13 protein-coding genes are annotated in these 13576 nt (G+C 62.3%); 4 read left to right on the plus strand and 9 right to left on the minus strand.

Annotated features, from left to right (window positions below):
* Positions 1-40: 40 nt before the first annotated feature.
* Positions 41-379 (plus strand): hypothetical protein, encoded by a 339-nt coding sequence (locus IB279_RS38020; protein WP_162741211.1) that lies wholly within the window; start codon positions 41-43, stop codon positions 377-379.
* Positions 380-412: 33 nt separating this feature from the next.
* On the opposite strand, the gene IB279_RS29805 is transcribed toward IB279_RS38020, so the two are convergent.
* The 4 genes from IB279_RS29805 to IB279_RS29820 form a co-directional block, all read right to left on the minus strand.
* Entirely contained in the window at positions 413-589 is a 177-nt protein-coding gene (locus IB279_RS29805) for a hypothetical protein (RefSeq protein ID WP_167550733.1), read from the minus strand.
* A 785-nt stretch (positions 590-1374) separates the two neighbouring features.
* On the minus strand, positions 1375-2181 hold the full coding sequence (locus tag IB279_RS29810; protein WP_060603732.1) for an aspartate dehydrogenase: 807 nt from the start codon (positions 2179-2181) through the stop codon (positions 1375-1377).
* Between the two features lie 29 nt (positions 2182-2210).
* Positions 2211-2753, minus strand: a complete 543-nt coding sequence (locus IB279_RS29815; RefSeq protein ID WP_060530138.1) for a 3-hydroxyanthranilate 3,4-dioxygenase — start codon at positions 2751-2753, stop codon at positions 2211-2213.
* 21 nt (positions 2754-2774) lie between these two features.
* A complete protein-coding gene (locus tag IB279_RS29820) occupies positions 2775-3731 on the minus strand; it encodes a dihydrodipicolinate synthase family protein (RefSeq protein ID WP_034796473.1) in 957 nt (318 codons plus the stop codon).
* 141 nt (positions 3732-3872) lie between these two features.
* Between IB279_RS29820 and IB279_RS29825 the strand changes: the two genes are divergently transcribed.
* Complete coding sequence (locus IB279_RS29825) at positions 3873-4778, plus strand: LysR family transcriptional regulator (protein WP_060580828.1); 906 nt, start codon at positions 3873-3875, stop codon at positions 4776-4778.
* 78 nt (positions 4779-4856) lie between these two features.
* Here the strand turns inward: IB279_RS29825 and IB279_RS29830 are convergent, their stop codons facing one another.
* The 5 genes from IB279_RS29830 to IB279_RS29850 all read right to left on the minus strand — a co-directional run bounded on the left by IB279_RS29830 (position 4857) and on the right by IB279_RS29850 (position 10578).
* Positions 4857-6287: an NAD-dependent succinate-semialdehyde dehydrogenase gene (locus IB279_RS29830; RefSeq protein WP_113188227.1), complete on the minus strand. Its 1431-nt coding sequence runs from the start codon at positions 6285-6287 to the stop codon at positions 4857-4859.
* A gap of 200 nt (positions 6288-6487) precedes the next feature.
* On the minus strand, positions 6488-7729 hold the full coding sequence (gene kynU / locus IB279_RS29835; protein WP_113188226.1) for a kynureninase: 1242 nt from the start codon (positions 7727-7729) through the stop codon (positions 6488-6490).
* 12 nt (positions 7730-7741) lie between these two features.
* A complete protein-coding gene (locus IB279_RS29840; RefSeq protein WP_060517968.1) occupies positions 7742-8665 on the minus strand; it encodes an ABC transporter permease in 924 nt (307 codons plus the stop codon).
* A 7-nt stretch (positions 8666-8672) separates the two neighbouring features.
* Positions 8673-9452, minus strand: coding sequence for an ABC transporter ATP-binding protein (locus tag IB279_RS29845; protein ID WP_060580731.1), 780 nt, complete (start codon positions 9450-9452; stop codon positions 8673-8675).
* A 139-nt stretch (positions 9453-9591) separates the two neighbouring features.
* The gene (locus IB279_RS29850; protein WP_113506065.1) at positions 9592-10578 is read right to left on the minus strand and encodes an ABC transporter substrate-binding protein; all 987 of its coding nucleotides are present in this window, start codon (positions 10576-10578) and stop codon (positions 9592-9594) included.
* A gap of 165 nt (positions 10579-10743) precedes the next feature.
* On the opposite strand from IB279_RS29850, the gene IB279_RS29855 reads away from it, so the two are divergent.
* Entirely contained in the window at positions 10744-11529 is a 786-nt protein-coding gene (locus tag IB279_RS29855) for a GntR family transcriptional regulator (RefSeq protein ID WP_060517974.1), read from the plus strand.
* A 235-nt stretch (positions 11530-11764) separates the two neighbouring features.
* Positions 11765-13501, plus strand: a complete 1737-nt coding sequence (locus IB279_RS29860) for a hypothetical protein (RefSeq protein WP_113188252.1) — start codon at positions 11765-11767, stop codon at positions 13499-13501.
* Positions 13502-13576: the final 75 nt, after the last annotated feature.

The raw sequence follows: 13576 nt of genomic DNA on the forward strand, positions 1-13576 counted from the left end.
ATGCCCAGCAGGAATTGCGAATGTTGCTGGAATCACCAGCGTGGGTCGATCCAACGCCCAGGTGCGTCAGCATCAACAGAAGCAGAAATACCGCCAAAGCACGACTTCGAAACCCACCCCCAAGCATAGGGCTTCGATACAGCCAGAAGCTTTCGATACCATTAAGCGCCGCAAAAACGCGCCTGTTATCGGCTCGGCGGAAGGCGACGACCTTGCTATAGCGCCTGAACGCGAACCGCGGCCCGCTCACACTTCCTGTCTTCAATTCTGGCGCAAGGCGCTGGACGACGACAAGCGGGCAATCATCCATGCGGCCGCTCCAGAAGAGCGCGCGACCGCCTCTCTTCATGAACTGCAACCGGACACGACGGATGTTTGAGATGGCTCTTTGAGGGTTTGCGCCGATCGCGCGCTAGAGCCGGTCGCCGCTTTCGATGGCGGCCGGTGCCTCTACTGGGTTCTCGGATGCCACGTGCTCTTCGGCAACGCTCAAATCCAGTTTCCCCCAGATCGATAGTTTTTCGCCGTTGGGTTTAAGCTTTCGGGACTGCTTGATCTCAACGATAAACGGCTTTGTCTGCTGACGCATCTTTCCTCCAGGCGACGAATCGCAGAGCAACTCTATCGCAACGCATTCGTCTCGCAAGCGGACCTTGCCCGAAGGTCGTGCGAGAAACGGGCGTATTTTCACTGTGGGTGTGGCAGTGTGCTGCAGCGCGCTGCGTCCATTCGGGTAGGGGCGCGATTGCGCTGACGCCACTGTCAGATCTCTTCCCCTTCGGCCGTTGCTCCATGTGCGGGCTCGATGAGGCAGGTCTGACCGTAGAACGGCTGCGCTTCGCTCTTGTTCCCGAAACGAGCTTCACAAAGACAGGCATCGAGCCACTCGCAGGCTTACGCCGCTCGCCGGCCATCGTTACTTCCTCTGCGGCATCAACCCGCGTTCTAGACGTTTTTGCCGGGGTTCGAACTTCGTGGTGACCATCTCGCTCTCCTTCGAGACGAGCCTGGCGGGCAAGAAGTTGATCCAGCCTTCGTTCGGCAGCAGGCAGATTGGCGCGCATCACTGTATCGCGGAGCTTTCGCGCAATGCGATTCTGTCCCGCTTATCCCCCGTTGACAGCAGGAAAAACCACCTCCTACCTCTCCTGGATCGGCCGACGGCTTGCTAGGAAGAGCGTGAAAACCCGCGTCGGAGCGACTGCCCCCGCAACGTCTGGGCGTTCAAGCACCACCGCACGCGTGATGCCTTTCACCGACGATGCCAAAGGTGGTTTCGATAGAGCCAACGGATAAAGCGGCGCATGCGGTTGCCGGCAGCACAAAGATCTGCCCGGAACGGCAATGGCCGAGCAGTCGAGCGGCAGCTACCGACTAAAGGACAAGCGCGCTTGTCCTGTTCTCGATCAGGCGAACGAGGTTCAGTGCCGTCATCTCCGAGGATTTCGGATTGGTTGCGAGCGGGCGGTTCTGAAGGCGGATTTCGAGTGTGCCGAAGGCGCCGCGGGCGATAATGCTGTGCGTGTTTTCCACTGCTTTGGGATCGGCGACGAGCTGCACACGCGTATGTTCCATACCGATGCCGGCAAGGGAGATGGTCGCCGCCACATTGGCATTTTGCGGAAAGGCCGTCGCCGCCTCAGCGGCCGATCCTGCAAAGAAAGCTTCCGCTTCCTGAAGTTCGCCTAGGCGACAGCACTCTTCGGCGGGCGTCCCAAACCAGGCCCTCGCGGGCTTGGTGATGGTGTGCTCCACGCTGTCCAGACCCAACCGTGAGGCCGCCGAGAGCGCATCGATGCCGCCGAGCGCGCCCGGCGGTATGATAAGCTTGCAACCGTTCCGCCGCGCAAGTTCCACGAGTTCGTCGAGCACGGTGGCATCCACCAGGGCCGAGGTCGAGGACACCGCGAAATCCATGCCCGCCGCCAATGCCGCCCGGGCGAAGGGCTGGACGCTTTCGCGGCTCGCCGCCTCGACGACCAACGTCGCGCCGGTCGCCGTCAGCGCTTCTGGACCGGCAACATGAACCGCCCCTTCCGGCATGGTCGCTTCGATTTCCCTGGGATCGCGCACGGCGATCCCGACAATCCGGGCGTTCGCGCCCCGCGCCTTAAGAAGTGCTGCCACCCGCTGTCCGATGGCGCCCCAGCCCACGAGGCAGATGGCTTCGACTTTCGACATGACGATCCTTTGCTGGTTTGCTGCCGGGTTCAGAGCGTCACCCAGCCCTCGGGCGGGGTCTTGCCGGGGTGCACGGTTCCGCATTTCGGGCACGTGCGCAGCTTTTCGTCCGCGTAGAAGGCCTGATAGATCGGCGGCAGATCGTCGACGATGGATTCGAGGTCTACCTCCGCGCGGTGCACAAGTTCCGTGCATTCGAAGCAGTACCATTCGACAGCGTCGAGCAGGCCTTCAGGCCGCGTGGGCTCGATCACAAGGCCGATCGATCCCTCCATCGGCCGCTGCGGCGAGTGGCGCACATGCGGCGGCAGCAGGAAGATGTCGCCCTCGCGGATCGGCACGTCGTAGAATTCCTTGCCGTCATAGAGCTTCAGCACCATGTCGCCCTTTAGCTGGTAGAAGAACTCCTCGACGGGATCGTCGTGATAGTCGGTGCGCTTGTTGGGGCCACCGACTATCGTCACCATGAGGTCGGCGTCTTTCCAGATCTGTTGGTTGCCGACCGGCGGCTTCAGCAGGTGCTTGTGCTCGTCGATCCACTTTTGCAGATTGAACGCCTTGAGCTTCGTCATCGATATTCCTCCCTGTCCCGTTCAGCGCAGTTTCAGGCCGCATTCCTCGAAGGCGGCTCTGGTCAGTCTCTTTTCCGCATCCGTCAGCTCCAGCAGTGGCTGGCGGACGGCTCCACCCACTTGGCCAAGCAGTTCCTGCCAGTACTTCTGGTGCGCATGGGGCTTTTCCGCGGGCTTGGACTTGCGGAAGGCGTCACGCACCCCTTGCAGGCTCGCGCTGACGGCGCGGCTCTCCTCGGCCTTTCCGGCAAAGGCGAGTGCTGTGTACTCGGCCATGCGCCGGTCGGCCTTGGTCTGGAGCGTGTAGGGTGGCGACGAGCAGAGATAAAGCTGCCAACCGAGTTCCAAGACGTTATCCAGCCATTCCTCTTCCGAAGCGGTCGAGACGAGGATGCGGTCGCCGGCGAGCGCCGTCAGCGCCTTGTACATGGCGCGCGGCACCGAATACTTGATCGCTACCACCGTCTCGATGTCGGCAAGCCGGTTGCACAGTTCCGGGCTCATCAGATAGCCGCTGTCGGGATGCGACCACAGCGCCATGCCGATATCCACCTTTGAGGCGATGGCCTCATAGTAGCGCAGCAGCGTTTCGTCCTGCTGCTTGAAGAAATGCAGGATCGGCGCATGCACGACGATGTAGTCGGCGCCGCAGGCCTGCGCATGACGGGCAAGATCGATCACCACATCCATGTTCTGGTCGGAGCAGGACATGATCGTCTGCGCCCGTCCTCCGGCCGCTTCCACCGATAGATCGAACATCCGCTTGCGCTCGTCGACCGACATGGAGAAGAACTCACCCTGCTTGCCGGCAATGAAGAGGCCGTCGATACCGAGATCGGAAATCCAATGCTCGACATTGCGGCGGTAGCCCTCTTCGTCGATGGCGCCATCGGCCGTAAACGGCGTGTTGGCCGCCGCCCAGATGCCGCGCATCGTGGCACGGGAATGGGCCTTTGCATCTTTACGCTGGTATTTCATGACGCTCCCTGTCGCATGTCCGTCCGGTGGCGCGTGAAGCAACCGCTCCGGTCTCTCTCGGCGCATTTAGCGCAGGATTTTTTTATTCATTAAGACACATAGTCTGTATATATTCATGCCGAAATCAGTATGGATCCCGCGATGCTCAATCTCCGTCAGATCAAGTGTTTTCAGGCCGTGGTCGAACTCGGCAACTTCTCCCGCGCCGCCGAACGCTTGCGCACCAGCCAGGCCGGCATCTCGCATGCGATCCGCGACCTCGAGGCGCTGCTCGGCGCGCGGCTCTTCGACCGCACGACCCGACGCGTCGAACTGACCGAGGCCGGTCGGGTCTTTGCGGCGGCCGCGCTGCCCGGCCTTGCGGAAATCGAGCGCGCCGTCGATGCGGTGCACGATCTCGGGCAACTGAGAACGGGCCTGGTGCGCATCGCCGCCCCGCCCTTCCTTGGCGCAACCGTGCTGCCGCGCCTGCTGCAGGAAGTCGCTCAAAGCCATCCGAACCTCAAACTCAGGATCGAGGACGTCGTGACGGACATGATCGCGCCCCGGGTGCGCAGTGGCCTCTGCGACCTCGGCGTCGGCACCTTTGCCAGCGACGAGGACGGCCTTGAGATCCAACGCGTGCTGCGCGACCAGCTGATGGTTTTTGCGCCCGAGGGCCACGCCATCTGCACGAAGGCCGAAGTGGCCTGGTCCGCGCTTTCCGACCAGCCGATCATCACGCTGACGCGCGAAAGCAATATCCGTCTTCTGACCGAGGTCGGCTTCGAAAGCGCCGGCGTGCCACTGCGCCCTTCTCTCGAAGTGCACCAGATCAACACGGCCCTTTCGCTCGTCGAGCGGGAGGCGGGGGTTGCCATCCTGCCGACCTATGCCTTTACCGGCCTCAACGGTCGGAAGATCTCAGCCCGCCCGTTGGTCGAGCCGTCGATTGCCCGCGATGTCTCTGTCATCACGGCGCGCGAACGCACGCCCTCCCCCGCGACGCTCGCGGTGCGCACACTGCTGCGCAAGGTGCTGCGCGACATGGTCCCGGTTGTCGGCTGATGGAACGCAAGAAGGCCGAAACCACCCAGACAGCGGTTTCGGCCTGATCATCCATTCATTGCGGCGCGCGCGATGCCGTCAGGCGGTGCGCAGCGAGACGTTCTTGACGACGGTGTAGTGATGCAGGCCCTCCGCGCCACCCTCGCGGCCAAGGCCGCTTTCCTTGACGCCACCGAACGGCGTTTCGGCGACGGAGGCCTCGAGCGTGTTGATCGAAAGATTGCCGGCCTCGATGCCCTGCATCAGGCGGTCGATGTTGGCGGCCGAGTTGGTGAAGCCATAGGCGGCAAGACCAAACGGAAGCGCATTCGCTTTCGTAAGCGCTTCGTCGATCGAGGCAACCGGATTGATCAGCGCGAGCGGGCCGAAGGGCTCTTCGCTGAGCGCGCGGGCATCATCCGGCAGATCGGCAATCGCGGTCGGCGCGAAGAAGTAGCCCTTGCCGTCCAGACGTCCGCCGCCGCACAGGATGCGGGCGCCCTTTGCGCGCGCATCGTCGACAAGCTCCTGGAGGGAAGCGATGCGGCGATCGTTGGCCACCGGGCCCATCTGCGTCCCTGCGTCGAGGCCGTCACCGACCTTGATCGAACGCGCCTTCTCCACGAAGGCGTCCGTGAAGCGCCTGTAGAGCGTTTCGTGCACGAAGAAGCGCGTCGGCGAGGTGCAGACCTGGCCGGAATTGCGATACTTGCGGGTGGCGCAGGCAATGCCGGCCGCAACCGGATCGGCATCCTCGCAGACGATGACGGGCGCGTGGCCGCCAAGTTCCATCAGCGCCGGTTTCATCACTTGCGAAGCGAGCGTCGTCAGGTGCTTTCCGACGACGGTCGAGCCGGTGAAGGCGACCATGCGGATCCGGTCCTGAGGGATGAGATAGCCTGAGATTTCGGCGGGGTGGCCGAAGACGAGGTTGAGCACACCGGCAGGAAGGCCTGCATCGTGGAACGCCCGCGCTATGTGCACGACGCCGGTTGGCGTCTCCTCGGACGCCTTCATGATGATGGAGCAGCCGGCCGCAAGTGCGCCGCCGATCTTGCGGGCGGGCTGGCTCATCGGGAAGTTCCAGGGCGAAAACGCCGCGACCGGGCCGATCGGTTCCTGCAGCACGATGTAGCGGATGCCCGGTGCGCTCGGGATAACCCGACCGTAGAGACGCACGCATTCGCCGGCGTCCCATTCGAAGAATTCGCAACCGCGAATGACCTCGGACCGCGCCTCGGAAAGCGGCTTGCCGTTTTCGAGCGTGATCGAACGCGCGATCTCCTCTGAGCGCTCGCGCATAAGCTGGGCCGCCTTCAGGATGATCGCCGCGCGGGCAGCCGGCGATGTCCGGCTCCAGACCTGAAAGCCCTGCCAGGCAGCGTCCGTTGCGTCGGCGAGATCCGTCTCGCGGGCGACCGCCACCTTGCCGATGATATCCTCATTGGCGGGGTTGATGACGGCGAGCGTCTCAGAGGTCGCCCTCCATTTGCCGCCGATATAGAGCTGAGCATGCGTATCCTGAGCCATGAGATTGCCTTTTCGCCATTCCTTCAGAGGCTGCGCCTTCCTGTTCCGGTAATGGATGCAATCAGCGGTCTAATATAACAATCCACATAGGTTGAATGAATTGATATCGAGATGTGATAAGTCTCGAGCCAGCCCAAACGAAAAAAAAGCGCCTTCCCGGACAGGGAAAGCGCTTTTCCATTTTTCACAAGCGATCGCGATCAGGTCACGGCGCTACGGACAGCAAAGCGGGCGTCGCGCCAAGCGCCAGTCTCCATCACGTCATGCAGCACGTCCACGGCGTTCCACACATCCTTAAAACTCGTATAGAGCGGTGTGAAACCGAAACGGATGGTGGCCGGGGCGCGGAAGTCACCGATGACGCCCCGCTCGATCAGAGCCTGCATGATTTCATAGGCCCCCTCGTGCTCGAAGGAGACCTGGCTGCCGCGCACCGTACCGTCCCTTGGACCGACCAGCTTCAGGCCATGCGCGCCGCAACGCGCTTCGACGAGCTTTATGAAGAGGTCGGTGAGTGCGATGCTCTTCCGGCGGATGGCCGTCATGTCCACTTCATCCCAAAGATCGAGCGCGGCCGAAAGCGTGCGCAGCGACAAGATTGGCTGCGTGCCGGAGAGGAAGCGCAAGATGCCCGCGCCGCCGTCGTAATTGCGCTCGAAAGCGAATGGACGGGCGTGGCCCCACCAGCCACTGAGCGGTTGGCTGGCCTTTTCCTGATGGCGCCTGGCGACATAGATAAAGGCTGGCGCACCGGGGCCACCATTCAGATACTTGTAGGTGCAACCGACGGCGAAATCGACGTTGCAGCGATCGAGTTCCACCGGCAGCGCACCGGCCGAATGGCAGAGATCCCAGACGACGAGCGCACCCACATCGTGCGCGCGCTTGGTCAGCGCCGCCATATCGCGCAGAGCGCCGGTCTTGTAGTTGACGTGATTGACGAGCACCACGGCGACGCTCTCGTCGATCAGGTCTTCGATCCGCGGGCCATCGACGCCCTCAAGCCGCAGGACGGTACCGGGCCGCGTCGCAATCACGCCCTCAGCCATGTAAAGATCGGTCGGGAAGCTCTCGCTTTCCGCGACAATGACCTTGCGCTCCGCATTGAGGCCGAGTGCGGCGTGCAGCGCCTTGTAGACATTGGCCGAGGTGTGGTCGGTCACGGCCGTCTGGCCGGGTGCTGCGCCAATGAGGCGGCCGACGCGGTCGCCGAGCGTCAGCGGCAGGGCGAACCAGCCAGCCGTGTTCCAGCTGCGAATGAGGTCGCGGCCCCATTCGAGTTTCGCGGCCTTCTCGATTTCGGCATAGGAGGCATGAAGTGCTGCGCCGAGCGAATTGCCGTCTAGATAGGTGACGCCTTCGGGCAAATCAAAGCGCTTCTTGAAGGCCGCGAGCGGGTCGTCGCGGTCGAGCGCCTCGGCAGCATGGATATCGATGTTCATGGGGCAGTCCTTCTATTCACGGACGGTTTCGCGGGCCGGCATGGGGCCGCGGGCGCGCTTGAGGGTTGGGAGCGCTAGCATGGCGAGCACGAAGAGGCCGGTGGCAAGTTTCAGGTCGGTCGGCGGCATGCCGGCGGCAAGGCAGAGCGAGACAAGCTGGTAGTAGACGATGGCTCCGACGAAGGGTGCCGCAAGCTGGCGCCGGATCGTCTGCTTGCCGACAATGGCTTCGCCGATCATCAGCGCCGCAAGACCGTTGATCAGCGTACCGATGCCCATGTTGACGTCCGCAAACCCCTGCGACTGCACCATGAGCGCGCCGCTGGTGGCCGAGAAGGCACCGGCTAGACCGACCCCGCCGATGGTGAAGGCCCAGATGCTGATCCCCTGCGCTTCCGCCATATCCGGGTTGGAGCCGACGGCGCGCATGGCCGTTCCGCGTTCGGTCCGGAAATAGAGGTTCAAAAGGCAATAGACGGCAATGCCGAGCAGTCCTGCAACGACGATCTTCGCGACCGGGAAACCCGGCTCGGCAAAGGGTACGCCATCGAAAATGGTTGGCGTGCCGTACACCGAGAGGTTGGACTTGCCCATCAGCCGCAGATTGATCGAGTAGAGCATCGTCATCATCAGAATGCCGGCAAGCAGCGTGTGGATGCGGAAGCGCAGATGCACGAAGGCCGTGCAGCTACCCGCCAGGAAGCCTGCGGCCATCGCAACGAGGATCGCCAGCCAACCGGGTGCGCCACCGGCGAGCGACAGCGCGCAGACGCAGCCGCCGAGCGGGAATGCGCCCTCGCTCGTCAGGTCCGGAAAATTCAGTGTGCGGAACGGCAGCATGATGCCGAGAACGATGAAGGAAAGGATGAGGCTCTGCGCCAGCGTGACCGGGACGAGCGTGATGAAGTTCGAAAATATCGTAGAAACCGTTTCCATGTCCGTCTCAGCTTGCGAGCAGCATCCGGTCGGTCTTCATGCCGAAGTGACCGATGAGTTTCGGGATCGTGACCTCGGCCTTTTCCGCGCCGGTGATCTCGAGCCGGATCTGGCCGGCATCGAGCATCACCACGCTATGGCCGAAATCGACAGCGTGCTGCATGTTGTGCGTCACCATCAGGGTGGTGAGATTGAAGGCTTCGACCGCGCGTACCGTCGCCTGCATGACGATGTCAGCCGTGCGGGGATCGAGGGCTGCGGTGTGCTCGTCGAGGAGCAGCAGATCCGGCTGGTCGCAGGTCGCCATGATCAGCGAAAGCGATTGGCGCTGGCCGCCGGAGAGCAGTTCGACGCGCGTGTCCAGCCGATTTTCCAGCCCAAGGTTCAGCGCCGCGAGGCGTTCGCGGTAGCTCGCGAGCCGCCTGGCATTGAGGCCTCGGCTAAGGCCGAGTTTCTTGCCGCGCAATTCGGCGAGCAGCATGTTTTCCGCAACCGTCATCGAGGCGGCGGTGCCTTTCATCGGATCCTGGAAGACCCGGGCCACCCGTGTCGCACGTTTGTGCACGGGCAGTGCCGTCACATCGTCGCCGTTGATGAGGATCTTGCCTGAATCGAGCATGAGCGCGCCGGAAATGGCATTGAGCATGCTGCTCTTGCCGGCGCCGTTCGATCCGATGACGATGGCGAAGTTGCCGGTCGGAAGCGTCAGGCTGAGATCGTTGAGGGCGATCTTCTCGTCGGGCTGCCCCTTGTAGAAGACCTTTCGTGCAGATCGGATTTCGAGCATCCGTTCCTCCTCTGAGCAATTCCGTAGAGGCCGCCTCCGCAGCCTTGCTTCCGGAATTCATGTAAATACGAATGGACAGGGCGCGCGCGGCGCGCTCATGGACGGCGGCGTCGTGGCCGCCGCCGTTGCTGGCGTCGGATTACTCGACGATGCAGTTGCAGTCGGCGAGCGAAGCCGGGATCTCGACGCCGAAGGCGGCCATCGCCTTCTTCGAGATCAGTGCCTGGTGGTCCTCATAGGCAGGGAAAACAGGAGCAATGGACTTCGGGTCCTTGCCCTTCAAGACTTCAGCCGCAATCTTGCCGGCATTCTTGCCGACCTGCTCGTAGTTGACGGCAAAGCTTGCCGGCACGAAACCCTCCTGTACGGCAGTATCGACGGCATTGACGACCGGGATACCCGCCTGGCGCGCGGCCGACGCGACGGCTGCGATGGCCGGCTGGATCATGTTGGAGGTCGGGCCATAGATGACGTCGACCTTACCGGAGAGCGAGGTGATGCGCTGCTGGATGTCGTTGAGGTTGTCGACGCCGACTTCGACGACTTCAAAGCCCTGCTCAGGCGCAATTTTGCGCACAGCTTCGAGCAGCGCGACGTCGTTGGCCTCGCCCGGATTGTAAGGCAGACCGAGCCGCTTGGCGTTCGGCAGGAGCTTCCTGGTGAAGTCGAGCACCGCCGCCATGTCCTGGCTGTCGGTCGCACCGGTGATGCCGTCATCACCGCTTTCGCGGGAAGGCACGAGCTTGGCCGCGACCGGATCGGTCACGGCCGTGAAGATCACCGGGATGCCGGAGCCGGCGAGCGCCTTCTTGGCGATCTGCGAGACGGGCGTGGTGATCGTGTAGACCAGTTTCGGCTGTTCGGCCTGCAGCTTGGCGATCATCTGCGGCACCAGCGAGGCGTCGAAATTGGTGTGGCTCTCCGTGTAGACGACGTCCTTGCCCTCGACGAAGCCGTTTTCGGCGAGCGCCGCCTTGAAGCCGGCGATGGCGGCGTTGAGCGGTGGGTGTTCGCCGAAATTGGCGATGCCGATGCGGATCGGATCGGCAGCCGCCGAACCGATGCCGGCAAGCACCAGACCGGCTGCCATCAGGCCCGTGATGAGTTTCGATTTTGTCGTGGCCATGTGTTCCTCCTCCAGCTGTCGCAGTGACAGCACGAGGGATGAGGAAGCGCAGCCCAACGACAAAGTCAACGATATAGTATACAATTATAGCAATTGGCGATTATCATATATTATTCTCGCATATATGATCACCGAACATTTGGGCGGTGAATTTTGGAGGTGCCTTTGGTCGACGAGCAGGAAAACAGCACAAAAACAGAGGCCGCCTACAGGATTTTGCGAACCGAGATCCTCATGGCCCGTCTGCAACCGGGGGCGCCGTTGCGGCCCGACCTTCTGAGCAAAACCTATGATGTCGGGCGGACGCCTCTTCGAGAGGCGCTGTCGCGGCTGGAGGCCGAGCGGCTGGTAGTGGCGATCTCCAACCGCGGCTTCACCGTCGCACCCGTGTCGCGCAAGGGGCTGGAGGATCTGACAAAAGCCCGCGCAGTCGTCGAAATCCCTCTGTTGCTGGAAGCCATGGAGCGCGGCGGCTCGGAATGGGAATCGGCGATCGTCACGGCGCACTACCGTCTGTCTCGTTGCAAGACGATCGTCGAGGATTCTTCCGACCTTGCCGTGGATACCTGGATGGAACGGCACGAGGCATTTCACGCCGCCCTCTTGAGCGCTGCGCAATCGAGTTGGCTGATGCACTTCCGCTCGACCATCTCCGACCAGCTCCAACGCCACTACCGGTTCCTCGCCTTCGCCCCTGTTCTGCGCGCGGCGCACGGAGAGACGACCGGCTACGCGGAGGCCATGGCCGCGCTGCATAAGGCGCAATCCATCGGTCCGCACACCGAGCTGATGGAGGCCGTACTCGACCGCAACGCCGAACGCGCTCGGATCCTGATGGACGAGCATTTCGGCTATCCGCTCGAAGTCTACGCCGTCGAGGAAGGGGAAGTTGCGTCATCTGGATCCCGCAAACCATCAACACGCCCGGGAACTCATAAGAAATCCGCATGAATTAATGCTGATTAAGGCGATTGTTATGGGGAAAGCGACCCTGTTTCATGGCGCCTAAGCAAACGGAAGCGGCGTGATTTGCGCGGGCATGAGGAGGCCTTCGCGATCAACTGACACGACGAAAGAAGAATTCGGAACGCGACACAGGGGTGTGTTCGCCGCCGAGCTGTCGTTTGCTTGCGCCGCTGCCAGCCTTGGACGCGTCCGTTCACCGATATTCCAGGAGGAGACCAACATGCCGAGAAGGCTGATCATCACGTGCTCAATTTTGTGTCTGGCCGCGGGCACTGCGCTTGCCGCGGGTTGGGAAAAGGAAGTACCGACGGAGATCAACATCCAGGATCCCCACCTCAAGCGCTGGTCGGAACTGACCTACGACAAGCAGCCGCCGGCGCTGACGCCGGGCAAGGACTACGGCATGGATCCGGCGACGGGCAAGTTCAACGCGCCGCACGCCACAGCACTCGGCGCATCGCCGAACTTCCCCGGCCAGCTCACCCATTGGGACGACAAAACCTACAAGAGCAACGTCGAGGAAATCGCCTTCTACCCGCACATCACGTCGCCCTGGCATGCCTGGCCCGACGTCGCGGATTTTGACGGCAAGCGCTACATGTACCTGCATGACCGCGACTACATGCGCGTGCTCGACATCACCGACCCGGCCAAGGCCAAGGTCGTCTATTCCAAGGGCGGCGTCTGGGGACAGGACGGTTCAAGCGAAGACTGGGACGCCAAGACGGTCCAGGACTATTTCGGCGGTATGACGATTGCCTGGAGTGAAAAGCTCCAGAAAAACGTCGTCGTAGCCTCCTACGAGATCGGCCGCTTCGGCATTCTCGACAACAAGCGCACCCAGCCCGACATCGTCGAGACGCTACGCCACTACAATTCGCTCAAGGGCTTCAAGGTCTACGAGATGAACGGGCCGCTGCCGAGTGACTGGACGCTGATCGCCACCCGCACGACCGACATCAACAACCCGGACGCGCCCATCGGCAAGCAGCAGGGCTCCGGTTCGCTCGACGCACCCGCCTGGTTTGGCGGCAAGTACATGTACCTCTCGTCGGCGCCCGACGACAGCTACGCATTGACCGAGTATCCGGACTACCTGCATTCGCCGGGCTACCAGGCTTGGGACATGACGGACCCGGCCAATCCTCTTTTCGTCAGCCAGGTCACCGTTCCCGGACAGGTCGTCGGCGACAAGGCAAGCGAGGACGCCTACCTGATGAACCCGCGCGCCGGCAACCGCACGTCTTGGATGGGCTCGCGCATGCCGCTGTTCCTGCCGAAGCCGGTGGAAAAAGGTGGCAAGATCGGCTTCGGCGCGATGGGCGGCCTCGGCTTCTACACCTTCGATCTCACCAATCCCGGCACGCCGGAAATGATGGGCCATCTGAGCATTCCGCCAAGCTTTGCCGGTACCGAATTCGACAATGCCGATACCAGCCAGTACGAGCGCACCGGCTATGTCTTTGCCAACGGCTACCCGATGAACTCCAACTGCTACGAGCCCTACAAGGACGTGCTGGTCATCGACGCCAAGGATCCGAAGGACCCGAAGGTCGTCGCCACCTTCCCGCGTCCGACACCCCCGGCAGAGGCCGAATTCACCGACTATTGCCAGCGGCGCGGCAGCTTCGGTCCGAAGCGTTCCGGCACGACCCACCAGCCGGGTCACAGCCGCGACGGCATCCTGCCCTATGCCTTCTACAATGCCGGCCTGCAGATCTTCGACGTCAAGGACCCGAAGGATCCGAAGATCGCCGGCTACTACGTGCCGCGCTTCCCCAAGCCTGAGGAAATGCCCGAATACACCTATGAAAACGCCAGCTTCGCGGTCTTTACCGAATACGACCGCAACATCATCTGGCTGATCAGCATCGACGGCATCCGCGCCCTGAAGACGCCGCTTCTCGGTGAACCGAAAACCGGCCTTGCCGGCGAAGTCTGGCCGCCGCGCGGGTAACCCCCGACTGGCCGGTATCGCAAACGATACCGGCCCTTTTTCCTCTCATTCCATACAGACCCGCTCAGCACCCGC

The sequence above is a fragment of the Ensifer sp. ENS06 genome, assembly GCF_014852205.1.
Taxonomy (GTDB): Bacteria; Pseudomonadota; Alphaproteobacteria; order Rhizobiales; family Rhizobiaceae; genus Ensifer; species Ensifer adhaerens.

Coding starts and splice junctions, on each gene's coding strand:
- IB279_RS29805 (WP_167550733.1), bottom strand. CDS start 589: ATGCGTCAGCAGACAAAGCCGTTTATCGTTGAGATCAAGCAGTCCCGA.
- IB279_RS29810 (WP_060603732.1), bottom strand. CDS start 2,181: ATGTCGAAAGTCGAAGCCATCTGCCTCGTGGGCTGGGGCGCCATCGGA.
- IB279_RS29815 (WP_060530138.1), bottom strand. CDS start 2,753: ATGACGAAGCTCAAGGCGTTCAATCTGCAAAAGTGGATCGACGAGCAC.
- IB279_RS29820 (WP_034796473.1), bottom strand. CDS start 3,731: ATGAAATACCAGCGTAAAGATGCAAAGGCCCATTCCCGTGCCACGATG.
- IB279_RS29825 (WP_060580828.1), top strand. CDS start 3,873: ATGCTCAATCTCCGTCAGATCAAGTGTTTTCAGGCCGTGGTCGAACTC.
- IB279_RS29830 (WP_113188227.1), bottom strand. CDS start 6,287: ATGGCTCAGGATACGCATGCTCAGCTCTATATCGGCGGCAAATGGAGG.
- kynU (WP_113188226.1), bottom strand. CDS start 7,729: ATGAACATCGATATCCATGCTGCCGAGGCGCTCGACCGCGACGACCCG.
- IB279_RS29840 (WP_060517968.1), bottom strand. CDS start 8,665: ATGGAAACGGTTTCTACGATATTTTCGAACTTCATCACGCTCGTCCCG.
- IB279_RS29845 (WP_060580731.1), bottom strand. CDS start 9,452: ATGCTCGAAATCCGATCTGCACGAAAGGTCTTCTACAAGGGGCAGCCC.
- IB279_RS29850 (WP_113506065.1), bottom strand. CDS start 10,578: ATGGCCACGACAAAATCGAAACTCATCACGGGCCTGATGGCAGCCGGT.
- IB279_RS29860 (WP_113188252.1), top strand. CDS start 11,765: ATGCCGAGAAGGCTGATCATCACGTGCTCAATTTTGTGTCTGGCCGCG.